28 protein-coding genes are annotated in these 26,472 nt (G+C 62.1%); 20 read left to right on the top strand and 8 right to left on the bottom strand.

All coding sequences use genetic code 11. The features are described from left to right. Window positions 1-126 precede the first annotated feature (126 nt). Window positions 127-1,023, top strand: coding sequence for a TauD/TfdA family dioxygenase (locus VC352_RS02460; RefSeq protein ID WP_322977987.1), 897 nt, complete (start codon window positions 127-129; stop codon window positions 1,021-1,023). Next, a complete protein-coding gene (locus VC352_RS02455) occupies window positions 1,020-1,451 on the top strand; it encodes a hypothetical protein (RefSeq protein WP_322977986.1) in 432 nt (143 codons plus the stop codon). Before VC352_RS02460 ends, VC352_RS02455 begins: the two co-directional genes overlap by 4 nt. A gap of 98 nt (window positions 1,452-1,549) precedes the next feature. Here the strand turns inward: VC352_RS02455 and htpX are convergent, their stop codons facing one another. The 3 genes from htpX to VC352_RS02440 all read right to left on the bottom strand — a co-directional run bounded on the left by htpX (window position 1,550) and on the right by VC352_RS02440 (window position 4,181). After that, window positions 1,550-2,422, bottom strand: coding sequence for a protease HtpX (htpX, locus tag VC352_RS02450; protein ID WP_322977985.1), 873 nt, complete (start codon window positions 2,420-2,422; stop codon window positions 1,550-1,552). An 88-nt stretch (window positions 2,423-2,510) separates the two neighbouring features. Beyond that, window positions 2,511-2,963, bottom strand: a complete 453-nt coding sequence (locus tag VC352_RS02445; RefSeq protein WP_322977984.1) for a hypothetical protein — start codon at window positions 2,961-2,963, stop codon at window positions 2,511-2,513. Window positions 2,964-2,969: 6 nt separating this feature from the next. After that, window positions 2,970-4,181: a pyridoxal phosphate-dependent aminotransferase gene (locus VC352_RS02440; protein ID WP_322977983.1), complete on the bottom strand. Its 1,212-nt coding sequence runs from the start codon at window positions 4,179-4,181 to the stop codon at window positions 2,970-2,972. Window positions 4,182-4,427: 246 nt separating this feature from the next. On the opposite strand from VC352_RS02440, the gene msrB reads away from it, so the two are divergent. Beyond that, entirely contained in the window at window positions 4,428-4,823 is a 396-nt protein-coding gene (gene msrB, locus VC352_RS02435) for a peptide-methionine (R)-S-oxide reductase MsrB (RefSeq protein WP_322977982.1), read from the top strand. Window positions 4,824-4,863: 40 nt separating this feature from the next. On the opposite strand, the gene VC352_RS02430 is transcribed toward msrB, so the two are convergent. Beyond that, on the bottom strand, window positions 4,864-5,034 hold the full coding sequence (locus VC352_RS02430) for a PA1571 family protein (RefSeq protein ID WP_322977981.1): 171 nt from the start codon (window positions 5,032-5,034) through the stop codon (window positions 4,864-4,866). 148 nt (window positions 5,035-5,182) lie between these two features. Here VC352_RS02430 and VC352_RS02425 point away from each other — a divergent pair, with 148 nt between their 5' ends. The 5 genes from VC352_RS02425 to VC352_RS02405 are packed head-to-tail and all read left to right on the top strand — an operon-like array spanning window position 5,183 to window position 9,497. After that, window positions 5,183-6,298, top strand: a complete 1,116-nt coding sequence (locus VC352_RS02425) for an ATP-NAD kinase family protein (protein ID WP_322977980.1) — start codon at window positions 5,183-5,185, stop codon at window positions 6,296-6,298. Between the two features lie 9 nt (window positions 6,299-6,307). Next, window positions 6,308-6,901 (top strand): DUF1287 domain-containing protein, encoded by a 594-nt coding sequence (locus tag VC352_RS02420; protein ID WP_322977979.1) that lies wholly within the window; start codon window positions 6,308-6,310, stop codon window positions 6,899-6,901. Beyond that, entirely contained in the window at window positions 6,894-7,325 is a 432-nt protein-coding gene (locus VC352_RS02415; RefSeq protein ID WP_322977978.1) for a thiol-disulfide oxidoreductase DCC family protein, read from the top strand. The genes VC352_RS02420 and VC352_RS02415 overlap by 8 nt, the downstream gene beginning before the upstream one ends. Further along, window positions 7,318-7,725: a DoxX-like family protein gene (locus tag VC352_RS02410; protein ID WP_322977977.1), complete on the top strand. Its 408-nt coding sequence runs from the start codon at window positions 7,318-7,320 to the stop codon at window positions 7,723-7,725. Before VC352_RS02415 ends, VC352_RS02410 begins: the two co-directional genes overlap by 8 nt. Before the next feature lie 8 nt (window positions 7,726-7,733). Continuing rightward, on the top strand, window positions 7,734-9,497 hold the full coding sequence (locus VC352_RS02405) for an ABC transporter transmembrane domain-containing protein (protein ID WP_322977976.1): 1,764 nt from the start codon (window positions 7,734-7,736) through the stop codon (window positions 9,495-9,497). Here VC352_RS02405 and rhtA read toward each other — a convergent pair whose 3' ends face one another. The 3 genes from rhtA to VC352_RS02390 all read right to left on the bottom strand — a co-directional run bounded on the left by rhtA (window position 9,498) and on the right by VC352_RS02390 (window position 11,372). Beyond that, entirely contained in the window at window positions 9,498-10,349 is an 852-nt protein-coding gene (gene rhtA, locus VC352_RS02400) for a threonine/homoserine exporter RhtA (protein WP_322977975.1), read from the bottom strand. Window positions 10,350-10,423: 74 nt separating this feature from the next. Then, window positions 10,424-10,705 (bottom strand): pyrimidine/purine nucleoside phosphorylase, encoded by a 282-nt coding sequence (locus VC352_RS02395; protein WP_322977974.1) that lies wholly within the window; start codon window positions 10,703-10,705, stop codon window positions 10,424-10,426. A gap of 118 nt (window positions 10,706-10,823) precedes the next feature. Continuing rightward, a complete protein-coding gene (locus VC352_RS02390; RefSeq protein ID WP_322977973.1) occupies window positions 10,824-11,372 on the bottom strand; it encodes an exonuclease domain-containing protein in 549 nt (182 codons plus the stop codon). A 113-nt stretch (window positions 11,373-11,485) separates the two neighbouring features. On the opposite strand from VC352_RS02390, the gene VC352_RS02385 reads away from it, so the two are divergent. From VC352_RS02385 to VC352_RS02375, 3 genes are all read left to right on the top strand, one after another. Continuing rightward, a complete protein-coding gene (locus VC352_RS02385; protein WP_322977972.1) occupies window positions 11,486-12,358 on the top strand; it encodes an NAD(P)-dependent oxidoreductase in 873 nt (290 codons plus the stop codon). A 67-nt stretch (window positions 12,359-12,425) separates the two neighbouring features. Further along, a complete protein-coding gene (locus VC352_RS02380; RefSeq protein WP_322977971.1) occupies window positions 12,426-12,677 on the top strand; it encodes a YkgJ family cysteine cluster protein in 252 nt (83 codons plus the stop codon). Window positions 12,678-12,737: 60 nt separating this feature from the next. Further along, window positions 12,738-13,343 (top strand): START domain-containing protein, encoded by a 606-nt coding sequence (locus VC352_RS02375; protein ID WP_322977970.1) that lies wholly within the window; start codon window positions 12,738-12,740, stop codon window positions 13,341-13,343. Between the two features lie 52 nt (window positions 13,344-13,395). Here the strand turns inward: VC352_RS02375 and gltA are convergent, their stop codons facing one another. Then, window positions 13,396-14,676 carry a citrate synthase gene (gltA, locus tag VC352_RS02370; RefSeq protein ID WP_322977969.1) on the bottom strand — a complete coding sequence of 427 codons (1,281 nt, stop codon included), beginning with the start codon at window positions 14,674-14,676 and terminating at the stop codon, window positions 13,396-13,398. A gap of 361 nt (window positions 14,677-15,037) precedes the next feature. Here gltA and sdhC point away from each other — a divergent pair, with 361 nt between their 5' ends. The 9 genes from sdhC (at window position 15,038) to sucD (ending at window position 26,460) form a co-directional block, all read left to right on the top strand. Next, window positions 15,038-15,412 carry a succinate dehydrogenase, cytochrome b556 subunit gene (gene sdhC / locus VC352_RS02365; RefSeq protein WP_322977968.1) on the top strand — a complete coding sequence of 125 codons (375 nt, stop codon included), beginning with the start codon at window positions 15,038-15,040 and terminating at the stop codon, window positions 15,410-15,412. Further along, window positions 15,406-15,774 (top strand): succinate dehydrogenase, hydrophobic membrane anchor protein, encoded by a 369-nt coding sequence (gene sdhD, locus VC352_RS02360; RefSeq protein ID WP_159971347.1) that lies wholly within the window; start codon window positions 15,406-15,408, stop codon window positions 15,772-15,774. Before sdhC ends, sdhD begins: the two co-directional genes overlap by 7 nt. A 3-nt stretch (window positions 15,775-15,777) precedes the next feature. After that, a complete protein-coding gene (sdhA, locus tag VC352_RS02355) occupies window positions 15,778-17,550 on the top strand; it encodes a succinate dehydrogenase flavoprotein subunit (RefSeq protein WP_159971346.1) in 1,773 nt (590 codons plus the stop codon). Window positions 17,551-17,561: 11 nt separating this feature from the next. Then, window positions 17,562-18,269, top strand: coding sequence for a succinate dehydrogenase iron-sulfur subunit (locus tag VC352_RS02350; RefSeq protein WP_322977967.1), 708 nt, complete (start codon window positions 17,562-17,564; stop codon window positions 18,267-18,269). A gap of 250 nt (window positions 18,270-18,519) precedes the next feature. Continuing rightward, window positions 18,520-21,351, top strand: a complete 2,832-nt coding sequence (locus tag VC352_RS02345) for a 2-oxoglutarate dehydrogenase E1 component (protein ID WP_322977966.1) — start codon at window positions 18,520-18,522, stop codon at window positions 21,349-21,351. Between the two features lie 65 nt (window positions 21,352-21,416). Next, window positions 21,417-22,646: a 2-oxoglutarate dehydrogenase complex dihydrolipoyllysine-residue succinyltransferase gene (odhB, locus tag VC352_RS02340; RefSeq protein ID WP_322977965.1), complete on the top strand. Its 1,230-nt coding sequence runs from the start codon at window positions 21,417-21,419 to the stop codon at window positions 22,644-22,646. A gap of 83 nt (window positions 22,647-22,729) precedes the next feature. Next, window positions 22,730-24,166 (top strand): dihydrolipoyl dehydrogenase, encoded by a 1,437-nt coding sequence (gene lpdA / locus VC352_RS02335; protein ID WP_322977964.1) that lies wholly within the window; start codon window positions 22,730-22,732, stop codon window positions 24,164-24,166. Between the two features lie 240 nt (window positions 24,167-24,406). Continuing rightward, window positions 24,407-25,573 carry an ADP-forming succinate--CoA ligase subunit beta gene (gene sucC, locus VC352_RS02330; protein WP_322977963.1) on the top strand — a complete coding sequence of 389 codons (1,167 nt, stop codon included), beginning with the start codon at window positions 24,407-24,409 and terminating at the stop codon, window positions 25,571-25,573. Then, window positions 25,573-26,460, top strand: a complete 888-nt coding sequence (sucD, locus tag VC352_RS02325) for a succinate--CoA ligase subunit alpha (protein WP_322977962.1) — start codon at window positions 25,573-25,575, stop codon at window positions 26,458-26,460. The genes sucC and sucD overlap by 1 nt, the downstream gene beginning before the upstream one ends. The last annotated feature ends 12 nt before the right edge of the window (window positions 26,461-26,472 follow it).

Genomic DNA, 26,472 nt, shown 5'->3' with positions numbered 1-26,472 from the left:
GCTGAAAATACGGGTATAGCCTGTTTCTCTGGCAGTGATGATCATGATTTGGCATCGATGATCATGGTCGGTGCCTGGCGGCGGGGCCATGCTCGCAGCAGGTCAAGCACAGCGAGAAATACAACAATGAATGAGTTCGTCCATGTCCTGCCTGGTAACAATCGTGCGTCCGTTTATCGACACTTCAGGGTTCGGCCCGTATCGGGCGCGCTGGGTGCTGAGGTCGATGAGGTGGATTTGCGCAACCTTGACGACGATGGCTTTACCGAATTGCGTCAGGCGTTGCTGGCACACAAGGTCGTTTTCGTGCGCGACCAGTGTCTCGGCATCGAGGATCTGGAGCGCGTCACCCAACATCTTGGCGACTTTGGTCATGAACCCTATGTCACCTGCATGCCTGAGCATCCCCATGTCGTTCATGTGGTGAAGGAGGCGGATGAGAAGGCGCCATTCGTATTCGGAGGTGCCTGGCATACTGACTGGACTTTCCAGGCCAGACCGCCAGCGTTCACCCTTTTATATGGGCATGACATTCCGGTCTACGGCGGTGATACCTGCTACATCGACATGACATTGGTGTACGACTGGCTTTCGCCGACCTTGCAGGCGTTGCTGGCAGACCTTGACGGCATTCATAGCCCCGAGCGGGCCTATGGCGTCAACGCCAGGCACAACGCCCTGTTGGAAAACATGGCGATTCGATATGGCGAGGACACCTCGGCGGAGGTGCGTTGCCATCCCTTGGTTACGCGCCACCCGGAAACCGGAAGGAAGGTGCTGTTCGTCAATCCCGCCTACACCTCGGGCATCCGTGGCTTGCGTCCCGAGGAGGCGCAGCCGCTGCTGGACTATCTGTTCGGTCTGGCGCAGTCGCCGGCATTTGGCTGCCGTATGCGCTGGTATCAGGGCACCCTGGCGATCTGGGACAACCGTTGTACCTGGCACATGCCGATCGCCGACTACCATGGCATGCGCCGAGAAATGTTTCGCACCACCGTGGTCGGGGAGGTGCCTGCACGATGAAGCATGTATCTGAAAAACAAGGTCGCCTGGTGCTCATGTGCGCCGGGGCGACCAACCTGCTCGGTGTGCCGTTGTTTTCGCAGGTGTTCAGCAACGACACGCTGATCACCCTGAGCCCTGAGGTATTTTCGCGTTTCGGCCTGTTGCTGATCATGTTCTGGGGGCTGGCCTACCTGGCCTCTGCCGGTATCCATCGGCAGGCATCGGGGCTGCTGGCAGTCTTCGCTTTGGTAAAGCTGGCGTATGTCGTGAGCTGGGGGCTGTGGCTGAATGATCACTTCCTGCAGTTGCCGGAATTACTGCGAACTCATCCATTGACCGGTGCGTTCTATGCCATCTACGGGGTGATCGATTTGCTCTTTGCTGTCCTGTTCATTCGTCTGAGCTTGCAGGCTAGACAAGTTTCGATGACCCAGGTTACGAGCTGAAAGACGGAGCGAGATGGGATCGCTTTCGTGACCAGCTGCCACGTCGTGGGCAGACAAAAAAGGCGACTCCAGAGTCGCCTTTTTCATATCGATTGCTGTCAGCCGCGGCGGCGTAGCGCCTCGATCCGCTCTTCCAGCGGCGGGTGGCTCATCAGCAGGCCGGCCAGGCCGTTCTTCAGGCCGCCATTGATACCGAAGGCGGTCAGGCTGTCCGGCATCTGTACCGGCACGCCCTGTTCGGCGCGCAGGCGCTGCAGAGCGGCGATCATCGCACCAGTACCGGCCAGTTGGGCGCCGGCTTCGTCGGCCTTGAACTCGCGTTTGCGCGAGAACCACATGACGATGATGCTGGCCAGGATGCCCAGTACCAGCTCGGCGAAGATGGTCGCGACGAAGTAGCCGATGCCGTGGCCTTCCTCGTTCTTCAGGATCGCCTTGTCGACGAAGTTGCCGAAGATGCGCGCGAAGAACATGACGAAGGTGTTCACCACGCCCTGGATCAGCGCCAGAGTGACCATGTCGCCATTGGCTACGTGGCCGATCTCGTGGGCCAGCACCGCGCGCACTTCATCGGGAGAGAAGCGCTCGAGCAGGCCCTGGCTGACGGCGACCAGCGCGTCGTTCTTGTTCCAGCCGGTGGCGAAGGCGTTGGACTCGTAGGCCGGGAAGATACCGACTTCCGGCATCTTGATACCGGCTTCGCGGGACAGCTCCTCGACGGTTTGCAGCAGCCACTGTTCGTGGCGGGTGCGCGGCTGGGTGATGATCTGTGTGCCGGTGCTCATCTTCGCCATCCACTTGGACAGGAACAGCGACACCAGCGAGCCGGCGAAACCGAACACGGCGCAGAAGATCAGCAGGCTGCCATGGTTCTGGCCGGTAAACCGATCGACCCCCAGCAGTTTGAGGGTGATGCTGGCGATGATCAGCACCGCCAGGTTGGTGGCCAGGAACAACATAATGCGCATCATGGTGTGAACGGACTCCTCACGGGAAAGACGTACGAGTAATGCCGGCTATATAAGGGCGCCCCCATGGGGCTTTCAACCAGCGACTATTTCAAACTATGTCGCTTGGCTGCGCCGCTTGGCTTTCGAACAGTAGACGGGTCAGGCGGGCAATGCGTTCCCCATGTTGGCGGGCCAGTGCTTCACGCAGTTGGAAGGCCAGGGTGGCGTGCACGCGACGTACGCTGGGCGGCAGGGGTTCCCCTTCGGGAAGTGCGTGGGGCACGCTGCGCGACAGGCGCAGAAAACCCTTCTCGCTGAGCACTGCCTGATCCAGCGCGTCGTAAGCGATGGTCGACTCGAAACGCAGATAACCTTCCTCGGCCAGCCATAACAGCGCGCCCAGGCAGGCCTGGTGGCGCTTGCTGGGTAGGCCGAACTCATCCGGCTCCTCGCGCCCGATCAGGTCTTCCACGTACAGCGCCATCTTGCGCGGGAAGGCCTGGTAGAGCATGAGCAGGCCGCTGGCCGCGTCCTTGTAGAAGTCGTCTATCTGCAGATCCATGTCGGCTTACTGGCTGTAACCTTTGAGGAAGTTGCCGATGCGGCCGATGGCTTGCTCCAGGTCGTCGACGCGGGGCAGGGTGACGACGCGGAAGTGATCCGGCCATGGCCAGTTGAAGGCGGTGCCCTGGACGATCAGCAGCTTCTCGGAAAGCAGCAGGTCGAGCACGAACTTTTCATCGTTGTGGATCGGGCAGACCTTCGGGTCGATCTTCGGGAAGGCGTACAGCGCGCCCATGGGTTTGACGCAACTGACGCCAGGAATATCGTTGAGCAGTTCCCAGGTGCGGTTGCGCTGCTCCAGCAGGCGACCGTTGGGCAGCACCAGGTCGTTGATGCTCTGGTAGCCGCCGAGTGCGGTCTGGATCGCATGCTGGCTCGGCACGTTGGCGCACAGGCGCATGTTGGCCAGGATGTCCAGGCCTTCGATATAGCTCTGCGCCTTGTGCTTGGGCCCGGAGATGGCCACCCAGCCGGAGCGGAAACCGGCCACTCGGTAGCTCTTGGACAGGCCGTTGAAGGTCAGGCACAGCACGTCCGGGGCCAGCGAAGCGGTGCTGATGTGCACGGCTTCGTCGTAGAGGATCTTGTCGTAGATCTCGTCGGAGAAGATCACCAGGTTGTGCTGGCGCGCCAGTTCGACGATGTCCTGCAGCACTTCCTTGGAGTACACCGCGCCGGTGGGGTTGTTCGGGTTGATCAGCACCAGGGCTTTTGTGTTCGGCGTGATCTTGGCGCGCATGTCGGCGATGTCGGGGAACCAGCCGGCCTGCTCGTCGCACAGGTAGTGCACCGGCTTGCCGCCGGACAGCGCCACGGCAGCCGTCCACAGCGGGTAGTCGGGCGCCGGGATCAATACTTCGTCACCGTTGTTGAGCAGTGCCTGCATGGCCATGACGATCAGCTCGGAGACGCCGTTACCGAGGTAGATGTCCTCGATGCCAACGCCTTCGACCTGCTTCTGCTGGTAGTACTGCATCACCGCCTTGCGCGCGCTGAACAGCCCTTTGGAGTCGCTGTAGCCTTGCGCAGTGGGCAGGTTGCGGATGACGTCCTGAAGGATTTCTTCCGGTGCCTCGAAACCGAACGGCGCCGGGTTGCCGATGTTCAGCTTGAGGATGCGATGGCCTTCCTCTTCCAGACGCTTGGCGTGCTTGAGCACCGGCCCACGAATGTCGTAGCAGACGTTGGCGAGCTTGTTCGATTTGCTGACCTGCATGTGAGAAATCCCGATCGATGGAGAACCCGCTGACGCACGCCGCAAAAGTATCGCCTGAGCGAACCTTGGCAGCCTGTAATACGGGTGACAGACTGGGCTCGAATCATACGTGTCAGCCTGGGTGCGGCAAAGGTGCCGGCCCGGCTTTTTTCAGTGGTTGTGCGGTCGGTTGTGGGCGGAGCGGTCATCTCTGCAGCGCGCCGCGCCTAACTGCCGTCTGGTTTTCGATGAGGAGGCATGCAGTCCGTGGACAAGCTCGATAAACCCCTGGATTCCTGGCGCGAGGAACTCTCGCAGGAGCAGTTCCATGTCTGCCGCCTGGGCGGTACGGAACGCCCGTTCAGTGGCGAATATCACGACAGCAAGGTGCCTGGTGTCTATCACTGCGCCTGCTGCGGCGAGGCGCTGTTCGATTCCGATAGCAAGTACGACTCCGGCAGCGGCTGGCCGAGCTATTTCCAGCCAATCAGTGAGGGCGTGATTCGTGAGCTGGATGACTTCAGCCATGGCATGCATCGCATCGAGGTCAAGTGCGCCAAGTGCGACGCGCACCTGGGGCATGTCTTTCCCGATGGGCCGAGGCCGACGGGGATGCGCTACTGCATCAACTCCGTGTCGCTGAAGCTGGTGCCGCGCGAGTGAGGGCATGCGGGCCGCCAGATACGGCGGCCCGGCAGGTGGATTAGCGGCGCTCGGGCTGGCTCTGGTGGTTTTGTTCGAGTGCCTGGCAGGCGTGTTGGATCATCTCTTCGGTGATCGGCACTTCGCGCCCCTGCGCATCGATGATAAAACCGCCCACCGGTACCGGCTGTTGGCGGGGCGTGTTCGGTTTGGCAGTGTCGTGCAAGCTCATGGCCTGTCTCCTCATCGGTCTACTCTGCGCCCAGTCTAGAGGCGCTGGATGAACGCGCGGTGACAACGCCGGTACGGAAAACCGTCACGTTGGTCATCGCACTGGGATACAAGCAGGCGGCGTGCCAGCCGTCTTCGTCGAGGAATGCATGTCGCGTTTTCGTATAGGTCTGATCATCAACCCACTCGCTGGCCTGGGCGGCCCCGCTGCGCTCAAGGGTAGCGATGGCATGGCCGAGCAGGCACTGGCGCTGGGTGTCGAGCCGAAAGCGGCCGAGCGCACGCGTACAGCGCTGCAGCCCTTGCTGGCGCTGCAGGAGCGTATCGAGTTCATCAGTTATCCCGGCGCCATGGGCGGTGATCTGTTGGCGCAGATGGGGTTTTCCCATCGATTGCTGTGGGATGTGGCGCAAGGCGCTACCACGGCCGAGGATACGCGGCGTGCCGTCGTTCAACTGCAGGAAGCGGGTGTCGCGCTGATTCTGTTCGCCGGCGGCGACGGCACGGCGCGCGATGTCTGCGCGGCCATCCGTGAAGGGCAGCCGGTACTGGGGATTCCGGCCGGCGTGAAGATCCAGTCCGGGGTCTACGCCATCAGCCCGCGCGCGGCGGGTGAGCTGACCGTACGACTGGTCGAAGGCGGTCTGGTGCGTCTGGCCAGTGGCGAGGTGCGTGATATCGATGAGGCCGCCCTGCGCGACGGTCGCGTCACGGCGCGCTGGTATGGCGAGCTGTGCGTGCCGCAGGAGGGCGGTTACGTGCAGGCGGTCAAGCAGGGCGGTATGGAGTCCGAGGAGCTGGTGCTGGCCGATCTGGCGGCCTGGCTGGAAAGCGAGTGGGAACCGGGAGTGCGCTATGTGTTCGGCCCAGGCTCGACCCTGCACGGCCTGGCGCAGAACCTGGGGCTGGACACCACGCTGCTGGGCGTCGATGTGATTGAAGAGGGGCAGGTAATCGCCCGCGATGTCACCGAAGCCGAGCTGTTCGCGCTGGTCGACGGGCATCCGAGTTACCTGCTGGTCACTGCCATCGGCGGCCAGGGGCATATCATCGGCCGTGGCAATCAGCAGATCAGCCCGCGTGTGCTGCGCGCCGTCGGCCTGGAGCGCCTGCGGGTGGTCGCCACCAAGCGCAAGCTGGGGACGCTGGAAGGGCGGCCGCTGCTGGTCGACAGCGGTGACGTGAGCCTGGATGATGCCTTCCCGGATGCGGTAAAGGTCTGGGCGGGCTACAAGGAAGAATTGCTTTATCCCCTGAGTCGATAGGAGGTCGCGATGCGGATCATCGTCGCTACGCTGCTGGGCCTGCTGGCATTTGCCGCGCAGGCCATCGAGGTGGATAAGCTGGTGCTGGATGCGCGCAAGCAGGTCGGGGTGACCCTGAGCTATGACCCCGTCTATCGCCGTCTGAGCTACCCCGGTGGCGACGTGTCGCAGACCACCGGTGTATGCACCGATGTTGTGATCCGCGCGCTGCGCCAGCAGGGCCTGGATCTGCAGGAGGCGGTGCATCGCGACATGCGCGCTCATTTCGCCCTGTACCCGAAGCACTGGGGGCTGAGCCGCCCGGATAGCAATATCGACCACCGTCGTGTGCCTAACCTGATGACCTGGTTCAAGCGCCAGGGCTGGTCGCAGCCTGCCAGCCGGGAGGTTTCGGCCTATCGCGCGGGTGATATCGTCACCTGGGATCTGGGGCGCGGTCTGACCCATATCGGTATCGTCAGTGATCGCCAGTCGTCCGCTGGCGTTCCGCTGATATTGCACAACATCGGGCGCGGTACGCAGGAGGAGGACCTCCTATTCGCTTACACCATCACCGGGCATTACCGCCCGCTTGCTCAGCAGATGGAGGCCGCGCATGACTGATCCATTACCACCTGGGCTCGCGGCTGGCGAGCGCGTCGTGTTGTTCGATGGCGTCTGCAAGCTCTGCAATGGCTGGGCTAAGTTCCTGATTCGCCACGATGGGCAGCGTCAATTCCGCCTGGCCTCGGTGCAGTCGCCGCAAGGGCAGGCATTGCTAGCCTGGTATGGCTTGCCGACCGATCATTTTGACACCATGGCGCTGGTCGACGAGGCGGGCCTGCATGTGCGCTCCACCGCCTTGCTGCGTATCCTGGCCCGTTTGCCCCAGCCTTGGTGGGTGTTGGCCTGGCTGCGCCTGATACCGCGCCCGCTGCGTGATTGGTGTTATGACCGCATCGCGCTGAATCGCTATCGCTTGTTCGGTCGCCACGCGGTCTGCCTGTTGCCCACTGCCGATCACGCCGAGCGTTTTCTGCATGACTGATGCGCGCCTGCTGCGCATCGCCTGGCTCGCCCGCCTGGCGCTGGCGGCGGTGTTCATCTGGCATGGCCTGGTGCCGAAGATTCTCTGGCTGAGCCCGGATGAGGTGGCGATGATCGCGGCCCACGGCTTGCCGGATCATCCTCTGTTCGCGCCGCCATTGATCGCGGCCGTCGGTGGCGCCGCCGAAGTTCTCCTGGGTGTCGCGCTGCTGGCGATGTGGCGACAGCGTTGGCCGTTGCTGCTGGCCGGCGCAGTATTGCTGGCGCTGCTGCTTGATGTCGTGCTGCTGAGTCCCCATCTGTTGATCCAGGCGTTCAACCCGCTTTCGACCAACCTGGCTGCGCTGGCGCTCTGCGCGGTGGCCTGGTTGGCCGGGGCGCCCTCCGCAGCAGACTCCTGAGGCCTGTCATGGCATCGATGCTTTCTTCCCGCCAGCGCGGCGCCTTGCGCCTGTCCTGGCGTTTCATCGCCCCTTATCGCGGTCGCGTGCTGGGCGCGCTGCTGGCCTTGCTGTTCACGGCGGCGATCACCCTGTCCATGGGCCAGGGCATCAAGCTGCTGGTGGATCAGGGGCTGGCCACACAATCGCCGCAGGCGCTGCAGCATTCGCTGGTGCTGTTTTTCGTGCTGGTGCTGGCCTTGGCGTTCGGCACCTATTCGCGCTTCTACCTGGTGTCCTGGATTGGGGAGCGGGTGGTGGCCGATATCCGCCGCCACGTCTTCGATCATCTGATCGAGTTGCACCCTGGCTTTTACGAGAACAACCGCAGCTCGGAAATCCAGTCGCGGCTCACGGCCGATACCACGCTGCTGCAATCGGTGATCGGCTCGTCGCTGTCGATGGCCCTGCGCAACCTGATCATGCTGATCGGCGGCAGCGTGTTGCTGGTGGTCACCAATGCCAAGCTCAGCGGCATCGTGCTGGTGGCGCTGCCGCTGGTGGTGGCGCCGATTCTGCTGTTCGGACGCCGCGTGCGGTCTCTGTCGCGGCAGAGCCAGGATCGTGTCGCAGACGTTGGCAGCTACGTGGGCGAGGCCCTGGCGCAGATCAAGACCGTGCAGGCCTACAACCATCAGGACGAGGATAAACGCCGCTTCGCCGATTCCGCCGAGGCGGCATTCGAGGTGGCGCGCAAGCGCATCGCCCAGCGTGCCTGGCTGGTTACCGTGGTCATCGTGCTGGTGCTGGGCGCCGTTGGCGTGATGCTCTGGGTGGGCGGCATGGATGTGATCGCCGGGCGCATTTCCGGCGGCGAACTGGCGGCCTTCGTGTTCTATGCACTGATCGTTGGTTCGTCCTTCGGAACCCTCAGCGAAGTAATCGGCGAACTGCAACGCGCGGCGGGGGCAGCCGAGCGTATCGGCGAATTACTGCGCGCGCGCAGTGACATCGTCGCGCCAGAACAGCCGCAGCACTTGTCGAAGCCGCTGAAGGGCAGCCTGGCGTTGCAGCAGGTGCGCTTCGCCTATCCATCACGTCCTGACAGCAATGCCATCGATGGCATCGACTTGCAGGTGGCGGCTGGCGAGACGCTGGCGCTGGTCGGCCCTTCCGGGGCGGGCAAGTCGACCCTGTTCGATCTGCTGCTGCGCTTCTTCGATCCGCAGGCCGGGCGCATCCTCGTCGACGGTGTGCCCATCGACCAGCTCGATCCACGTGAGCTGCGCAGCTGCTTTGCGCTGGTCTCGCAGAACCCGGCGCTGTTCTTTGGCAGCGTCGAGGACAACATCCGCTATGGGCGTCTGGATGCCACCCAGGCAGAGGTCGAGGCAGCTGCGCGGGCGGCGCATGCGCATGAATTCATCCAGCGCCTGCCGCAGGGCTACCAGACTCATCTGGGCGACGCCGGGCTGGGGTTGTCGGGCGGGCAGCGTCAGCGCCTGGCGATTGCCCGGGCCTTGCTCGCCGATGCGCCAATCCTGCTGCTCGACGAAGCCACCAGCGCACTGGATGCCGAGAGTGAGCACTTGATCCAGCAGGCGCTGCCGGGGCTAATGGCCGGGCGCACGACGCTGGTGATTGCCCATCGTCTGGCCACGGTGAAGCAGGCTGATCGCATTGCCGTGATCGAGCAGGGGCGTCTGGCTGCCATTGGCAAGCATGCCGAACTGCTGACGCTGAGCCCCCTGTATGCGCGCCTGGCCGAGCTGCAATTCGGCCAGAATGGCTGATCAGTGTTGAGGGCGGATGGTCGCGGCGGCGCCCGCTGAAGCGACGATGATCGCGCCCACGGCCAGCCACTGCCCCCAGAGCAGCTTTTCCCCGAGAAACGCCAGGCCGCAAAGTGCGGCAATGGCCGGTTCCAGGCTCATCAGCACGCTGAAGGTGCGTGCTGGCAGGCGGGTGAGGGCGACCATCTCCAGGCTGTAGGGCAGCGCCGAGGACAAGACCGCCACGCCGAGGGCGATGGGCAGCAGGTCGACGTTGAGCAGGCCGCTGCCCGCATGCCAGGCGCCAATCGGTAGCACCAGCAGGGCCGCGACCCAGGTACCGAGTGCTACCGTATGGCGGCCATGCGCGGCGCCGGCCTTCTGCCCAAAGATGATGTACAGCGACCAGCAGACGCCGGCCCCGAGTGCCAATGCCGCGCCCAGCGGATCGATGGCGCTCTGCGTGGCACCGGTTGGCAGCAGCAGCCACAGGCCTGCGATGGCCAGAATGACCCAGACGAAATCCAGCAGCCGACGCGAAGAAAACAGCGCCAGCGCCAGCGGGCCGGTGAATTCCAGTGCCACCGCGATGCCCAGCGGGATGCTCTGCAACGACATGTAGAACAGCAGGTTCATCCCGCCCAGGGACAGGCCATAGGCAACCAGCGCGTGACACTTGCGCAGATCCAGGCGCGCACGCCAGGGCTGCATCACCAGTGACAGGATGATCGCGCCCAGCACCAGGCGTAGGGCTGTCGTGCCCTCGGCGCCCACCAGCGGGAAGAGGTGCTTTGCCAGCGACGCGCCACTCTGGATCGACATCATGGCCACCACCAGCAGGGCGATGGGGGCGAACAGGGTGGTGCGGGGCATGAGGCTGTCCTGATGCTGGTGGTTGAAAGAAAAAACCGGCCGCTGGGGGCCGGTTCTTCACAGCGCGCTAAGGCTTAGCGGTATTCGCAGAGGTAGGCGGTATCGACGGCAACTTTCAGCTGGAACTTGCTGTTCGCCGGTACGGTGAACTGGCTGCCGGCTTCGAAGGTGTCCCACGCGTCGCTACCCGGCAGCTTCACGGTCAGGGCGCCGGCTACGACATGCATCACTTCCAGCTGGCTGGTGCCGAATTCGTATTCGCCCGGCGCCATCACGCCGATGGTGGCAGGGCCTTCGGCCATGGCGAAGCCGATGGATTTGACGGTGCCGTCGAAGTATTCGTTGACCTTGAACATCTGCGATTCCTCGGAAAAGGGACGAAAGGGGCCGCGAAGTCGACGGCAGCGCTCACGCACCGCTCGTCGCTGGGCTGGAAAAGGCCCGACAGTATGCCCAAGCGCTCTGGCGCCGTCATCACCCTTTGATGGGCAGCACCAGGGGCAGTAGACGCGCCGTGTTGCGGGCGTCCATCAGGGCGCGATGCTGCTGGCCCTGGAACTGCAGGCCGGCCAGTTGCAGTGCGCCATGCAGGCCGACGGGGCGGGCCAGTTGGCGCGCCCTGGCGAAGGCCTGCTTGAGGTTCAGGTGTGGCGTGTCACTGAGCAGGCTGCGCAGATCATGCTGTTGCCACTCGCGCAGCAACTGGCGGCGGTCGTAATCGCCCCAGCTACTCCAGCCGACCAGGCGAGGGGCATGCTGGCCCAGCCAGCGCTCGAACTGCGCCCAGACCTGCGGCAGCGGCGCGGCGGAGTCGATGTCGTTCTGGGTGATATGGGTCAGCTCACGGCAAAAATCGGTCAGGCAGGGGCGGCGTTGTGGGCGAATGAAGCGCTGAAAGTGATCGCACTCATGGCCATCGGTTGTTACCAGTGTGGCGCCGATCTCGATGATCTCCATCTCTTCCAGCGGCCAGCCACCCTCGTCGGTGGTGGCTTCCAGATCGATGACCAGCCAATGTCCCATGGGCGCTCCTTTGCGGTTCGGGCCGTGCGTCGCGGTACGGCAGTATGGAAAAGCTTTTCGCTGTCGGCAAACGGCGTGTAGGCTCTGGCGCCTGTGTATCAGAGGAGGTGTGTATGGCGAAGGTTGCATTTCTCGGGCTGGGGGTAATGGGCTACCCGATGGCCGGCCACCTGGCGCGCAACGGTCATCAGGTAACGGTCTACAACCGCTCGCCGGCCAAGGCCGAGCAATGGTTGGGCGAGTACCAGGGCAGCAGCGCGCCGACACCGCGCGAGGCTGTGCAGGGCGCCGAGCTGGTGATGTGCTGCGTGGGCAATGATGACGACTTGCGTAGCGTGGTGCTGGGGGGCGACGGCGCGTATGCCGGTATGGCTGCGGGAGCGATCTTCGTCGACCACACTACGGCTTCCGCCGACGTGGCACGTGAGCTGGCGGATATCGCCAGCGAGCGCGGGCTGGGCTTTCTCGATGCGCCGGTATCCGGTGGGCAGGCCGGGGCGGTCAATGGCGTGCTGACCATCATGGTCGGTGGCGAGGCGCAGGTTTACGCCAGGGCCGAGCCGGTGATCCAGGCCTATGCGCGGATGATGCGCCTGATGGGGCCAGCCGGTAGCGGGCAACTGACCAAGATGGTCAATCAGATCTGCATTGCCGGTCTGGTGCAGGGGTTGGCCGAGGCGCTCAACTTCGCCCAGTGTGCCGGGCTTGACGGTCAGGCCGTGGTCGAGGTGATCAGCAAGGGCGCGGCGCAGTCCTGGCAGATGGAAAATCGCTACAAGACCATGCTCGAGGGCGAGTTCGACTTTGGCTTTGCGGTCGACTGGATGCGCAAGGATTTGTCGATTCTGCTCGAAGAGTCGCGGCGCAACGGTGCGCAGTTGCCCGTGACGGCGCTGGTCGATCAGTTCTATGCCGACGTACAGGGCATGGGTGGCGGGCGCTGGGATACGTCTAGCCTGATCGCGCGCCTGCAGCGCGATCGCTGACCCTACTGCCGGGCCTCGACAGGCGCTAATATCGCCGCCGTTCGTTTCGTCTGTCGAGGTGCTTTTCATGGATTGCCGTGCAGGTTGCGGTGCCTGCTGCATCGCTCCTTCCATCAGTTCGCCGATCCCCGGTATGCCAGCGGGCAAGCCGGCGGGGGTGCGCTGCATTCATTTGTCTGCCGAGCATCTCTGCGCCCTGTTCGGGCTGCCGGAGCGGCCTGCAGTGTGTTCGGGGTTTCGTGCTGACGAGGCCGTGTGTGGCGACAGTCGCGAGAGCGCCTTGCGCATGATTGGCTGGCTTGAGCAGGCGACGGCCTGAGCCCTCTGAACCTGATTCATTCGTGGGTGGTCTGAAGCGAAAAGCACTCTGGGAGTTGGCATGAAAAAGGTTCGTATCGCAGCCCTGGCTGTGTTGCTGGGCGTCACGAGTGTCCAGGCGGCCGAGCGGCCCTGGAAGCTCGAACGGGAAGAAGAGGGCGTGCAGGTCTACCTGGCGGAGGTGCCGGGTTCCAAATACAAGGCCTATCGCGGCGTAGTGAAGATCAAGAGCGATATTTCTCGCCTGCTGGCCCTGCAGGAGGATGTCGCGCAGTCCTGCACCTGGATCTACAGCTGCCAGTCGCAACGCTTGCTGGAGAGTGATGGCGGGCACGGTTGGGTCTATACGCGTTTCGATATGCCTTGGCCGGTCAAGGCGCGTGATTCGATACTCGAGGTCACCACGCAGAAGGCGGCAGATGGCAGCGTGACGCGATTGCTAAAAGCGGCGCCGGAGCGTCTGCCAGAGGACAAGGACTTCGTCCGTGTGCGTCGCGTGGACGGGCAATGGAATTTGCGCCCGCTGGGTAACGGCGAGGTCGAGGTGATTTACGAAGTGCACACCGAGCCGGGCGGCAGCGTGCCTTCCTGGCTGGCCAACAGCTTCGTGGTGGATGCGCCCCTGCAGACGTTGAAGGCGCTGCGTAGCCAGGCGCAGGCGAACTGAGTTAAAAAGAAAAAGGCTGCCATTGGCAGCCTTTTTCGATCCAGCGTGGCGATCAGCCGCGATCGTCCGGCAGGTCGCGTTGCTCGTAACCAGTGTACAGCTGGCGCGGACGGCCAATCTTGTACGGGCCGGAGAGCATTTCCTTCCAGTGCGAGATCCAGCCGACGGTGCGCGCCAGGGCGAAGATCACGGTGAACATCGAGGTCGGGATGCCGATGGCCTTGAGGATGATGCCCGAGTAGAAGTCCACGTTCGGGTAGAGGTTGCGCTCCTTGAAGTAAGGATCGTTGCGCGCGATCTCTTCCAGCTTCATCGCCAGTTCCAGTTGTGGGTCGTTGATGCCCAGTTCGGCCAGTACTTCGTCGCAGGTCTGCTTCATGACCTTGGCGCGCGGGTCGAAGTTCTTGTAGACGCGGTGGCCGAAGCCCATCAGCTTGAACGGATCGTCCTTGTCCTTGGCCTTGGCCACGAACTTGTCGATGTTCTCCACGCTGCCGATCTCGTCGAGCATGGTCAGCACCGCTTCGTTGGCGCCGCCGTGTGCCGGGCCCCAGAGGGCAGCGATACCGGCTGCGATACAGGCGAACGGGTTGGCGCCCGAGGAGCCTGCCAGGCGCACGGTGGAGGTGGAGGCGTTCTGCTCGTGGTCGGCGTGGAGGATGAAGATCTTGTCCATCGCCTTGGCCAGTACCGGGCTGATCGCCTTGGTCTCGGCCGGGGTGTTGAACATCATGTGGAGGAAGTTTTCCGCGTAGTTCAGGTCGTTACGCGGGTACATCATGGGTTGGCCCATGGAGTACTTGTAAGCCATGGCAGCAATGGTCGGCATCTTGGCGATCAGGCGCATGGCCGATACTTCGCGATGCTTCGGATTCTTGATGTCCAGCGAGTCGTGATAGAAGGCGGACAGGGCGCCGACCACACCACACATGATGGCCATCGGGTGGGCATCGCGACGGAAGCCGTTGAAGAAGGTCTTCAGCTGCTCGTGAACCATGGTGTGGTTCTTGATGGTGCTGACGAACTGGGCCTTTTCTTCCTTGCTCGGCAGTTCGCCGTTGAGCAGCAGGTAGCAGGTTTCCAGGTAGTCGGATTTTTCTGCAAGCTGTTCGATGGGGTAGCCGCGATGCAGCAGGATGCCCTTGTCACCGTCGATATAGGTGATCTTCGACTCGCAAGAGGCGGTCGACATGAAGCCGGGATCGAAGGTGAACCGACCCGTGGCGGTCAGGCCCCGCACATCGATTACATCGGGACCAACGGTGCCGGTCAGAACAGGCAGGTCTACGGGGGCAGCGCCCTCGATGATCAACTGCGCTTTTTTGTCAGCCATGTGTGGCCTCCTAGTTATGCTTGAAATCATCAGACAGCCCCCCACGCAGGGCCCGCACCACTATAGTGGGATAAATCCGAAAGTCAATTTGCGAAAACCCCTGTGGCAGAAGGGTTTGGGCGCTATTTTTAGCGAAAAAAGGGCGCTATTTACGCCATTTGTAACGGGGCTGCAATGCGCTTTTTGGGGGAGGCCTTTGCATTGTCATTAGTCTGCTAACTGTCTATACTCTGCGCCCGACCGCTGGGGCTTAATAGCCGTATAAAAGCGGTCGTCACTCCTTGGGTGATGGGTACCTGACCAGTGCACTTCCCAACAACTTTGCCCTGAAGTTTAGGGGCTCTCAGTGTGATAAAAAGCCGTGAATAGCCAACGACCTGTAAACCTAGACCTTAGGACTATCAAGCTCCCAATCACCGCTTACACGTCCATTCTTCACCGTATCTCCGGTGTCATCCTTTTTGTCGGTATCGCCATTCTGCTGTTCGGCCTCGACAAATCGCTGACCTCCGAAGAGGGCTTCGCCCAGGTGAAAGAGTGCCTGACCAGCCCGCTGGCCAAGTTCGTGATCTGGGGTCTGTTGTCCGCTCTGCTGTACCACCTGGTGGCCGGTGTGCGCCATCTGATCATGGATGCCGGAGTAGGCGAGACGCTGGAAGGCGGCAAGCTGGGCTCTAAAATCGTCATCGCCGTTGCGGCGGTCGTGATCGTGCTGCTGGGGGTGTGGATATGGTAACTAATGTCACGAACTTCTCGCGTTCGGGCCTCTATGACTGGATGGCTCAACGCGTTTCCGCGGTCGTTCTCGCGGCTTACACGCTGTTTCTGCTGGGCTATGTAATCTGTAATCCGGGCATGGGCTACGCCGAATGGCACGGCCTGTTCTCGCACACTGCTATGCGTATCTTCAGTCTGCTGGCTCTGGTGGCGCTGAGCGCTCACGCCTGGGTCGGTATGTGGACCATCTCCACTGACTACCTGACGCCGATGGCGCTGGGCAAGTCGGCTACCGTTGTACGTTTCCTGTTCCAGGCCGCGTGTGGCATCGCCATGTTCGCGTATTTCGTCTGGGGCGTGCAGATTCTGTGGGGTTTCTGATTCATGGCTAGCATCCGTACTCTTTCTTATGACGCCATCATCGTTGGTGGTGGTGGTGCCGGCATGCGCGCTGCGCTGCAGCTGGCTCAAGGCGGTCACAAGACTGCCGTGGTCACCAAGGTGTTCCCGACTCGTTCGCACACCGTTTCCGCTCAGGGTGGCATCACCTGCGCCATCGCGTCGGCCGACCCGAACGATGATTGGCGCTGGCACATGTACGATACCGTCAAGGGTTCCGATTACATCGGTGACCAGGACGCTATCGAGTACATGTGTTCCGTCGGCCCGGAAGCCGTGTTCGAGCTCGAGCACATGGGCTTGCCGTTCTCCCGTACCGAGCAGGGTCGCATCTATCAGCGTCCGTTCGGTGGTCAGTCCAAGGGGCCGGACAATCCGACCCAGGCCGCCCGTACCTGCGCTGCTGCCGACCGTACCGGTCACGCGCTGCTGCACACCCTGTACCAGGCCAACCTGAAAGCTGGTACCTCGTTCCTCAACGAGTGGTACGCGGTCGATCTGGTCAAGAACCAGGATGGCGCCATCGTCGGCATCATCGCCATCTGCATCGAGACTGGCGAAACCGTCTACATCCGTTCCAAGGCCGTGGTTCTGGCCACTGGCGGTGCCGGCCGTATCTACGCCTCCACCACCAACGCCCTGATCAACACCGGTGACGGCGTGGGCATGGCCCTGCGTGCCGGCGTGCCGGTGCAGGACATCGAGATGTGGCAGTTCCACCCGACCGGCATCGCCGGCGCTGGTGTGCTGGTTACCGAAGGCTGCCGTGGTGAGGGTGGTTACCTGATCAACGCTCATGGTGAGCGTTTCATGGAGCGCTACGCGCCGAACGCCAAAGACCTGGCCGGCCGTGATGTGGTTGCACGTTCCATGGTCAAGGAAGTCATCGCCGGCAACGGTGTTGGTCCGAACAAGGATCACGTGCTGCTCAAGCTCGATCACCTCGGTGAAGAAGTGCTGCACAGCCGCCTGCCGGGTATCTGCGAACTGTCGAAGACCTTCGCTCACGTCGATCCGGTCGTCGCGCCGATTCCGGTCATCCCGACCTGCCACTACATGATGGGCGGCGTTGCCACCAACATTCATGGCCAGGCCATCACTCAGGATGCCAACGGCAAGGACACCATCATCGAAGGTCTGTTCGCCGTAGGTGAAGTGGCTTGCGTATCGGTGCACGGTGCCAACCGCCTGGGTGGCAACTCGCTGCTCGACCTGGTGGTATTCGGTCGCGCCGCTGGCCTGCACCTGGAAAAGGCGCTGAAAGAGGGCGTGGAAGTCCGTGGCGCCAGCGAAACTGACATCGAGCAGTCGCTCGCCCGTCTGGCTGGTGTCAACGAGCGCAGCACCGGTGAAGAAGTGGCTCCGCTCAAGCGTGAGCTGCAGCAATGCATGCAAAACTACTTCGGCGTGTTCCGCACTGGCGAGTACATGCAGAAGGGCATCCAACAACTGGCCGACCTGCGCGAGCGTATCGCCAAGGTGAAAATCTCCGACAAGAGCCAGGCGTTCAACACTGCGCGTATCGAGGCGCTGGAACTGCAAAACCTGCTCGAAGTCGCCGAAGCGACCGCTGTGGCTGCCGAGGCTCGCAAAGAGTCCCGCGGTGCGCACGCTCGCGAAGACTTCGAGGAGCGCGACGATCAGAACTGGCTGTGCCATTCGCTCTACTTCCCGGGCGAGAAGCGCGTAGCCAAGCGTGACGTGAACTTCGCGCCGAAGACCGTTCCGGCATTTGAACCCAAGGTTCGGACTTATTAAGGGTGACCGATATGTTGCAAGTCAGTGTTTATCGCTATAACCCGGAGAAGGACGCTGCGCCCTTCATGCAGGACTTCCAGGTTGATACCGGCGGCAAGGACGTCATGGTTCTCGACGTGCTGGCGCTGATCAAGGAGCAGGACGAGGGTTTCTCCTATCGTCGCTCCTGCCGTGAAGGCGTTTGCGGCTCCGACGGCATGAACATCAACGGCAAGAACGGCCTGGCCTGCATCACTCCGCTGTCCGCAGCGGGGCTGAAAGGCGGCAAGCTGGTGATTCGCCCGCTGCCGGGTCTGCCGGTGATTCGTGACCTCGTCGTCGATATGAGCATCTTCTACAAGCAGTACGAGAAGGTGCAGCCGTTCCTGCAGAACGATACCCCGGCTCCGGCCATCGAACGTCTGCAGAGCCCGGAAGATCGCGAGAAGCTCGATGGTCTGTACGAGTGCATCCTGTGCGCCTGCTGCTCGACCAGCTGCCCGTCGTTCTGGTGGAACCCGGACAAGTTCCTCGGTCCCGCTGCATTGCTGCAGGCCTACCGCTTCCTGGCCGACAGCCGTGACACCAAGACTGCCGACCGTCTGGCGTCGCTGGATGATCCGTTCAGCGTATTCCGCTGCCGCGGCATCATGAACTGCGTGAACGTGTGCCCCAAGGGTCTGAACCCGACCAAGGCCATCGGTCACGTACGCAACATGCTGCTGCAGAGCGGTACCTGATTCGCAAGTTGCTTTACCTGTAACATCTGCATTACCGGCTTCGGCCGGTAATGCAGCACAAGCCAGAGCCACAGCTCACAAAGCCGTGGCTCATATTTGAAAAATATGACGACCAGCAGGGGCATCCGGGCTGGTACCCGGGCTATCTGCGGGACCCGAAGTGGCTTTATCCGAGTCGCGACAATCAGGACTCTGGTAAGACCATGCGACGTCCACGCCGGTGGTGTCCCCTTACCGAGGGTGACCAAGCATGCAAGAAAGCGTGATGCAGCGCATGTGGGAAAGCGCCCACCTATCCGGTGGTAACGCTGCCTACGTGGAAGAGCTCTATGAGCTCTACCTGCACGATCCCAACGCTGTGCCAGAAGAGTGGCGCACATACTTCCAGAAGCTGCCGACCGATGGCAGCGGCACCACGGACGTATCGCACTCGACCATTCGCGATCATTTCGTCCTGCTCGCCAAGAACTCGCGCCGTGCTCAACCGGTTTCCGCCGGGGCGGTCAGCAGTGAGCACGAGAAGAAGCAGGTGGAAGTGCTGCGCCTGATCCAGGCCTATCGCATGCGTGGTCATCAGGCTGCCCAGCTCGATCCGCTGGGGCTGTGGGTTCGCACTGCACCTTCCGATCTGTCGATCAATCACTATGGTCTGACCGACGCCGATCTGGATACCACCTTCCGTACTGGCGAGCTGTATATCGGCAAAGAAGAAGCAACGCTACGCGAAATTCGCGATGCGCTGCAGCAGACATATTGTCGCACCATCGGCGCCGAGTTCACCCACATCGTCGATTCCGGTCAGCGCAACTGGTTCGCCCAGCGCCTGGAAAGCGTGCGCGGTCGTCCGCAGTTTTCTGCCGAAGTGCAGGCGCACGTGCTCGAGCGCGTGACCGCTGCCGAAGGCCTGGAAAAGTACCTGGGCACCAAGTACCCGGGCACCAAGCGTTTCGGTCTGGAAGGCGGCGAGAGCCTGATTCCGATGCTGGACGAAATCATCCAGCGTTCCGGCTCCTACGGCACCAAGGAAATCGTCATCGGCATGGCCCACCGTGGCCGTCTGAACGTACTGGTCAACACTTTCGGCAAGAACCCGCGCGACCTGTTCGACGAGTTCGAAGGCAAGAAGACCGAAGGTCTGTCCTCCGGTGACGTGAAGTACCACCAGGGCTTCTCGTCCAACGTCATGACCGCCGGCGGCGAAGTGCATCTGGCGCTGGCGTTCAACCCTTCGCACCTGGAAATCGTTTCCCCGGTGGTCGAGGGTTCCGTGCGTGCCCGTCAGGATCGCCGCAGTGACGCCACTGGCGACAAGGTACTGCCGATTTCCATCCACGGTGACGCGGCGTTCGCTGGTCAGGGTGTGGTCATGGAAACCTTCCAGATGTCGCAGACCCGTGGTTACAAGACGGGTGGCACCATCCACATCGTGATCAACAACCAGGTTGGTTTCACCATCAGCAACCCGCTGGATGCGCGCTCCACCGAGTACGCCACCGACGTGGCCAAGATGATCCAGGCGCCGATCTTCCATGTGAATGGTGACGATCCGGAAGCCGTGCTGTTCGTGACCCAGCTGGCTGTCGATTACCGCATGCAGTACAAGCGTGACGTGGTCATTGACCTGGTTTGCTACCGTCGTCGTGGTCACAACGAGGCCGACGAGCCGAACGGCACCCAGCCGCTGATGTACCAGCAGATCGCCAAGCAGCGCACCACTCGTGAACTCTACGCTGACGCGCTGATCGCCGCCGGCGCGCTGAGCAGCGATGCTGTGCAAGCCAAGATCGACGACTACCGTACTGCCCTGGATAACGGTCAGCACGTGGTCAAGAGTCTGGTCAAGGAGCCGAACAAGGAGCTGTTCGTCGATTGGCGTCCTTACCTGGGCCATGCCTGGACCGCGCGTCACGACACTCGCTTCGATCTGAAGACCCTGCAGGAACTGTCCGCCAAGCTGCTTGAAATTCCGGAAGGTTTCCTGGTGCAGCGTCAGGTGTCGAAGATCCTCGAAGATCGCCAGAAGATGGGCGCCGGTGGCTTGCCGATCAACTGGGGCTTCGCCGAGACCATGGCCTATGCCACGCTGCTGGTCGAAGGACACCCGATCCGTATGACCGGTCAGGACATTGGCCGCGGTACCTTCTCGCACCGTCACGCGGTGCTGCACAACCAGAAGGATGCCTCGACCTACGTTCCGCTGAAGAACCTGTACGACGGTCAGCCGAAGTTCGAACTGTACGACTCCTACCTCTCCGAGGAAGCGGTGCTGGCGTTCGAATACGGCTACGCCACTACCACGCCTAACGCGTTGGTGATCTGGGAAGCCCAGTTCGGCGACTTCGCCAACGGTGCCCAGGTGGTATTCGACCAGTTCATTTCCAGTGGCGAGACCAAGTGGGGCCGTCTGTGCGGTCTGACCGTTCTGCTGCCGCATGGCTATGAAGGGCAGGGCCCTGAGCACAGCTCGGCGCGTCTGGAGCGTTATCTGCAACTGTGCGCCGAGCACAACATGCAGGTGTGCGTACCGACCACTCCGGCTCAGGTCTACCACATGCTGCGTCGTCAGGTGATTCGCCCGCTGCGCAAGCCGCTGGTGGTGCTCACGCCGAAGTCGCTGCTGCGTCACAAGCTGGCTATCTCGACCCTGGAAGAACTGGCCGAAGGCTCCTTCCAGACCGTGATCGGCGAGATCGATTCGCTGGATCCGAAGAAGGTCGAGCGCATGATCCTGTGCAGCGGCAAGGTCTACTACGACCTGCTGGAGAAGCGTCGTGCCGAAGGCCGCGAAGATACCGCCATCGTGCGTATCGAGCAGCTCTATCCGTTCCCGGAAGAGGATCTGACCGAAGCGCTGGCGCCGTACAAGAACCTCAAGCACGTGGTCTGGTGCCAGGAAGAGCCGATGAACCAGGGCGCCTGGTACTGCAGCCAGCACCACATGCGTCGTGTCACCTCCGCGCACAAGAAGACGCTGTTCCTCGAGTACGCCGGTCGCGACGCGTCTGCAGCCCCCGCTTGCGGTTACGCATCGATGCACGCCGAGCAGCAGGAAAAACTGCTGCAGGACGCCTTTACTGTTTAACGCCTTCATCCGGGAGGTGGCAGATGTCACCTCCCGGTTAAACCGAATTTAAGGAAACGCACACAATGGCTATCGAGATCAAAGCCCCAACCTTCCCGGAATCGGTTGCCGATGGCACCGTTGCCACCTGGCACAAGAAGCCGGGCGAAGCCGTCAAGCGTGACGAGCTGATCGTCGACATCGAAACCGACAAGGTCGTGATCGAAGTGCTGGCCGAGGCCGACGGCGTTCTGGCTGAAATCATCAAGAACGAAGGCGACACCGTTCTCTCCAACGAACTGCTCGGCAAGCTGACCGAAGGTGGCGCTGCCGCTGCTGCTCCGGCCGCCGCCCCGGCTGCTGCTGCCGCTCCGGCCCAAGCTGCTGCCCCGGCCGCCGCCGCTGCTGGTGACGACGCCATTCTTTCGCCGGCCGCGCGCAAGCTCGCCGAAGAGAACGGCATCGACCCGAACAGCATCGCCGGCACCGGCAAAGGTGGCCGTGTGACCAAGGAAGACGTGGTCGCTGCCGTCGAAGCCAAGAAGAACGCGCCAGCTGCCGCTGCCAAGCCGGCCGCTGCTGCCGCCGCCGCTCCGGTCGTTGCCACTGGCGACCGCACTGAGAAGCGTGTGCCGATGACCCGCCTGCGCGCCAAGATCGCCGAGCGTCTGGTCGAGGCTCAGTCCTCCATGGCCATGCTGACCACCTTCAACGAAGTCGACATGACCGAAGTCATGGCCCTGCGTTCGAAGTACAAGGATCTGTTCGAGAAGTCCCACAACGGCGTGCGCCTGGGCTTCATGTCCTTCTTCGTCAAGGCCGCCACCGAAGCGCTGAAGCGTTTCCCGGCAGTCAACGCCTCGATCGACGGCAACGACATCGTTTACCACGGCTATGCCGACATCGGTGTTGCCGTGTCCAGCGACCGTGGTCTGGTGGTTCCGGTACTGCGCAACGCCGAGCTGATGAGCCTGGCCGAGATCGAAAACGGCATCGCCACCTTCGGCAAGAAAGCGCGTGACGGCAAGCTGTCCATCGAGGAAATGACCGGCGGTACCTTCACCATCACCAATGGTGGTACCTTCGGTTCGATGATGTCGACCCCGATCGTCAACCCGCCGCAAGCGGCCATTCTGGGCATGCACAACATCATCCAACGCCCGATGGCGATCAACGGCCAAGTCGTGATCCGCCCGATGATGTACCTGGCGCTGTCTTACGATCACCGCCTGATCGATGGTAAGGAAGCCGTGACGTTCCTGGTGACCATCAAGAACCTGCTCGAAGATCCGGCTCGCCTGCTGCTGGACATCTAAAAATCAGCGGTGAGCTGCGAGTTCGGGGCGCTCAGCTCCGACTTGCAGCTTGCCGTTTGACGCTTAAGGATTAGGAGAAAGTTATGACCCAGAAATTCGACGTGGTAGTCATCGGTGCCGGCCCTGGCGGCTATGTTGCCGCCATCAAGGCCGCCCAACTCGGCCTCAAAACCGCCTGCATCGAGAAGTACCAGGGCAAGGACGGCAAGGTCGCACTCGGCGGTACCTGCCTGAACGTCGGTTGCATTCCGTCCAAGGCGCTGCTGGACAGCTCCTGGAAGTACCACGAAGCGAAAGAAGGCTTTGCCGTACACGGTATCGAAGCCAAGGGCGTGACCATCGACGTACCGGCGATGATCGGTCGCAAGGCCACCATCGTTAAGAACCTGACTGGCGGCATCGGCTCGCTGTTCAAGGCCAACGGTGTAACCCTGCTGGAAGGCCACGGCAAGCTGCTGGCTGGCAAGCAGGTCGAAGTCACCGGCACCGACGGCAAGACCGAAGTGGTTGAAGCCGCCCACGTGATCATCGCTTCCGGTTCCAAGCCGGTCGAAATCCCGCCGGCCCCGGTCGATCAGGACGTGATCGTCGACTCCACCGGCGCCCTGGAATTCCAGAGCGTGCCGAAGAAGCTGGGCGTCATCGGCGCTGGCGTGATTGGTCTGGAGCTGGGTTCGGTCTGGGCTCGCCTGGGTTCCGAAGTCACCGTACTGGAAGCCATGGACAAGTTCCTTGCCGCTGCCGACGAGCAGATCGCCAAGGAAGCCCAGAAGACCCTGACCAAGCAGGGTCTGGACATTCGTCTGGGTGCTCGCGTTACCGGTACCGAAGTCAAGAAGAAGCAGGTTACCGTTACCTTCACTGACGCCAACGGCGAGCAGAAGATGGTGTTCGACAAGCTGATCGTGGCTGTCGGCCGTCGCCCGGTGACCACCGATCTGCTGGCTGCTGACAGTGGCGTCACCCTGGACGAGCGTGGCTATATCTACGTCAACGACCAGTGCGAAACCAGCGTTCCGGGCGTTTATGCCGTGGGTGACGTGGTGCGTGGCGCCATGCTCGCGCACAAGGCCTCGGAAGAGGGCGTGATGGTTGCCGAGCGCATCGCTGGCCACAAGGCCCAGATGAACTACGACCTGGTTCCGTCGGTGATCTACACCCATCCGGAAATCGCATGGGTCGGCAAAACCGAGCAGCAACTGAAGGCCGAAGGCGTTGCCGTCAACGTCGGTACCTTCCCGTTCGCTGCCAGCGGTCGCGCCATGGCTGCCAACGACACCGGTGGTCTGGTCAAGGTCATCGCTGACGCCAATACCGACCGCGTTCTGGGCGTTCACGTGATCGGCCCGAGCGCTGCCGAACTGGTTCAGCAAGGTGCGATCGGCATGGAATTCGGTACCAGCGCCGAAGACCTGGGCATGATGGTCTTCTCCCACCCGACGCTGTCCGAGGCGCTGCACGAAGCTGCCCTGGCCGTGAACGGTGGCGCGATCCACATCGCCAACCGCAAGAAGCGCTAAGCGTGGCAGTGGCCGACCTGTTCGGCCACTCGAGTTGTTGTAAGCCACTGGAGTAGACGGGGCGTCGCGTAATCGCCCCCTCACAGCGGTGGTGTTTGCAAGCAGAACCACGTCGGGATGCCCGCGTCGAGCTCGACTCGCGGCGGAACGCCCGGCGGACTGCTCAGGCAGTCACAGGTGGCGCGGTATCACAAGTACAGCGCCGAATGCGCAATACCTAAACGAAGACGGTAGACAAGCATGAATCTTCACGAGTATCAGGGTAAGCAGCTGTTCGCTGAATACGGCCTGCCCGTATCCAAGGGCTTCGCGGTAGACACCCCGGAAGAAGCCGCAGAAGCCTGCGAAAAAATCGGTGGCAGCGAGTGGGTTGTCAAGGCTCAGGTCCACGCTGGTGGCCGCGGCAAAGCCGGTGGCGTAAAGCTGGTCAAGAGCAAAGAAGACGCCAAGGCCTTCGCCGCCAACTGGCTGGGCAAGCGTCTGGTGACCTACCAGACTGACGCCAACGGTCAGCCGGTCAGCAAAATCCTGGTCGAATCCTGCACCGACATCGCCAAGGAACTGTACCTGGGCGCCGTCGTTGACCGCTCCAGCCGTCGCATCGTGTTCATGGCGTCCACCGAAGGTGGCGTGGACATCGAGAAAGTGGCTCACGAAACCCCTGAGAAGATCCTCAAGGCCACCGTTGATCCGCTGGTTGGCGCTCAGCCGTACCAGGGTCGCGAACTGGCTTTCCAACTGGGTCTGGAAGGCGATCAGATCAAGCAGTTCACCCACATCTTCGTGGGCCTGGCCAAGCTGTTCCAGGACTACGACCTGGCGCTGCTGGAAGTGAACCCGCTGGTGATCAAGGCCGACGGCAACCTGCACTGCCTGGACGCCAAGATCAACATCGACTCCAACGCCATGTACCGTCAGCCCAAGCTGCGCGCCATGCACGACCCGTCCCAGGACGACGCTCGTGAAGCCCATGCGCAGAAGTGGGAGCTGAACTACGTTGCGCTGGAAGGCAATATCGGCTGCATGGTCAACGGCGCTGGCCTGGCCATGGGCACCATGGACATCGTCAACCTGCACGGCGGCAAGCCGGCCAACTTCCTCGACGTTGGCGGCGGTGCGACCAAAGAGCGTGTGACCGAAGCGTTCAAGATCATCCTGTCCGACAGCAACGTCGCTGCCGTTCTGGTGAACATCTTCGGCGGCATCGTTCGTTGCGACATGATTGCCGAAGGCATCATCGGCGCCGTGAAAGAAGTCGGCGTGAAAATCCCGGTCGTCGTCCGTCTGGAAGGCAACAACGCTGAGCTGGGCGCCAAGGTCCTGGCCGAAAGCGGTCTGAACATCATCGCGGCAACCAGCCTGACCGACGCTGCTCAGCAAGTCGTCAAAGCTGCGGAGGGCAAGTAATGAGCGTCCTGATCAATAAAGACACCAAGGTCATCTGCCAGGGTTTCACTGGCTCGCAAGGTACCTTCCACTCCGAACAAGCCATCGCCTACGGCACCAAGATGGTTGGCGGCGTGACCCCGGGCAAGGGCGGCACCACTCACCTGGGCCTGCCGGTGTTCAACACCGTGAAAGAAGCCGTTGAAGCCACTGGCGCCGACGCTTCGGTCATCTACGTTCCGGCTCCGTTCTGCAAGGACTCGATCCTGGAAGCAGCCAACGGCGGTATCAAGCTGATCGTCTGCATCACCGAAGGCATTCCGACCATCGACATGCTGGAAGCCAAGGTCAAGTGCGACGAGCTGGGCGTACGCCTGATCGGCCCGAACTGCCCGGGCGTGATCACTCCCGGCGAGTGCAAGATCGGTATCATGCCGGGTCACATCCACCTGCCAGGCAAAGTCGGCATCGTGTCCCGTTCGGGCACCCTGACCTATGAAGCCGTGAAGCAGACCACCGACGCCGGCTTCGGCCAGTCCACCTGCGTGGGCATCGGCGGTGACCCCATCCCGGGCTCCAACTTCATCGACATCCTGAAGCTGTTCCAGGAAGACCCGAAAACCGAAGCCATCGTCATGATCGGTGAAATCGGTGGTTCGGCCGAGGAAGAAGCGGCTGCCTTCATCAAGGCCAACGTCACCAAGCCTGTAGTGTCCTACATCGCTGGTGTGACCGCTCCGCCCGGCAAGCGCATGGGCCACGCTGGCGCCATCATCTCCGGCGGTAAAGGCACTGCAGACGAGAAGTTCGCTGCCCTGCAAGACGCCGGTGTGAAGACCGTGCGTTCCCTGGCTGACATCGGCAAGGCCCTGGCCGAGCTGACCGGTTGGGAAGCCAAGAACGCCTAAGCGTTCTTAGCT

This window comes from Pseudomonas sp. C11 (assembly GCF_034683865.1).
In the GTDB taxonomy this organism is placed as follows: Bacteria; Pseudomonadota; Gammaproteobacteria; order Pseudomonadales; family Pseudomonadaceae; genus Aquipseudomonas.
Note: the sequence above shows the minus strand (reverse complement) of the source record. Positions and strands in the feature narration are given on the sequence as shown.

Excerpts from the sequence above, each read along its gene's own strand:
- VC352_RS02395 (WP_322977974.1), bottom strand. The coding sequence starts at position 10,705 with ATGTTCAAGGTCAACGAATACTTCGACGGCACCGTCAAATCCATCGGC.
- VC352_RS02345 (WP_322977966.1), top strand. The coding sequence starts at position 18,520 with ATGCAAGAAAGCGTGATGCAGCGCATGTGGGAAAGCGCCCACCTATCC.
- sucD (WP_322977962.1), top strand. The coding sequence starts at position 25,573 with ATGAGCGTCCTGATCAATAAAGACACCAAGGTCATCTGCCAGGGTTTC.
- rhtA (WP_322977975.1), bottom strand. The coding sequence starts at position 10,349 with ATGCCCCGCACCACCCTGTTCGCCCCCATCGCCCTGCTGGTGGTGGCC.
- gltA (WP_322977969.1), bottom strand. The coding sequence starts at position 14,676 with ATGGCTGACAAAAAAGCGCAGTTGATCATCGAGGGCGCTGCCCCCGTA.
- sdhD (WP_159971347.1), top strand. The coding sequence starts at position 15,406 with ATGGTAACTAATGTCACGAACTTCTCGCGTTCGGGCCTCTATGACTGG.
- sucC (WP_322977963.1), top strand. The coding sequence starts at position 24,407 with ATGAATCTTCACGAGTATCAGGGTAAGCAGCTGTTCGCTGAATACGGC.
- VC352_RS02410 (WP_322977977.1), top strand. The coding sequence starts at position 7,318 with ATGACTGATGCGCGCCTGCTGCGCATCGCCTGGCTCGCCCGCCTGGCG.
- VC352_RS02375 (WP_322977970.1), top strand. The coding sequence starts at position 12,738 with ATGAAAAAGGTTCGTATCGCAGCCCTGGCTGTGTTGCTGGGCGTCACG.
- VC352_RS02380 (WP_322977971.1), top strand. The coding sequence starts at position 12,426 with ATGGATTGCCGTGCAGGTTGCGGTGCCTGCTGCATCGCTCCTTCCATC.
- VC352_RS02405 (WP_322977976.1), top strand. The coding sequence starts at position 7,734 with ATGGCATCGATGCTTTCTTCCCGCCAGCGCGGCGCCTTGCGCCTGTCC.
- VC352_RS02390 (WP_322977973.1), bottom strand. The coding sequence starts at position 11,372 with ATGGGACATTGGCTGGTCATCGATCTGGAAGCCACCACCGACGAGGGT.
- VC352_RS02385 (WP_322977972.1), top strand. The coding sequence starts at position 11,486 with ATGGCGAAGGTTGCATTTCTCGGGCTGGGGGTAATGGGCTACCCGATG.
- odhB (WP_322977965.1), top strand. The coding sequence starts at position 21,417 with ATGGCTATCGAGATCAAAGCCCCAACCTTCCCGGAATCGGTTGCCGAT.
- VC352_RS02420 (WP_322977979.1), top strand. The coding sequence starts at position 6,308 with ATGCGGATCATCGTCGCTACGCTGCTGGGCCTGCTGGCATTTGCCGCG.
- VC352_RS02460 (WP_322977987.1), top strand. The coding sequence starts at position 127 with ATGAATGAGTTCGTCCATGTCCTGCCTGGTAACAATCGTGCGTCCGTT.
- VC352_RS02350 (WP_322977967.1), top strand. The coding sequence starts at position 17,562 with ATGTTGCAAGTCAGTGTTTATCGCTATAACCCGGAGAAGGACGCTGCG.
- htpX (WP_322977985.1), bottom strand. The coding sequence starts at position 2,422 with ATGATGCGCATTATGTTGTTCCTGGCCACCAACCTGGCGGTGCTGATC.
- sdhA (WP_159971346.1), top strand. The coding sequence starts at position 15,778 with ATGGCTAGCATCCGTACTCTTTCTTATGACGCCATCATCGTTGGTGGT.
- VC352_RS02425 (WP_322977980.1), top strand. The coding sequence starts at position 5,183 with ATGTCGCGTTTTCGTATAGGTCTGATCATCAACCCACTCGCTGGCCTG.
- VC352_RS02415 (WP_322977978.1), top strand. The coding sequence starts at position 6,894 with ATGACTGATCCATTACCACCTGGGCTCGCGGCTGGCGAGCGCGTCGTG.
- lpdA (WP_322977964.1), top strand. The coding sequence starts at position 22,730 with ATGACCCAGAAATTCGACGTGGTAGTCATCGGTGCCGGCCCTGGCGGC.
- VC352_RS02440 (WP_322977983.1), bottom strand. The coding sequence starts at position 4,181 with ATGCAGGTCAGCAAATCGAACAAGCTCGCCAACGTCTGCTACGACATT.
- VC352_RS02445 (WP_322977984.1), bottom strand. The coding sequence starts at position 2,963 with ATGGATCTGCAGATAGACGACTTCTACAAGGACGCGGCCAGCGGCCTG.
- VC352_RS02455 (WP_322977986.1), top strand. The coding sequence starts at position 1,020 with ATGAAGCATGTATCTGAAAAACAAGGTCGCCTGGTGCTCATGTGCGCC.
- VC352_RS02430 (WP_322977981.1), bottom strand. The coding sequence starts at position 5,034 with ATGAGCTTGCACGACACTGCCAAACCGAACACGCCCCGCCAACAGCCG.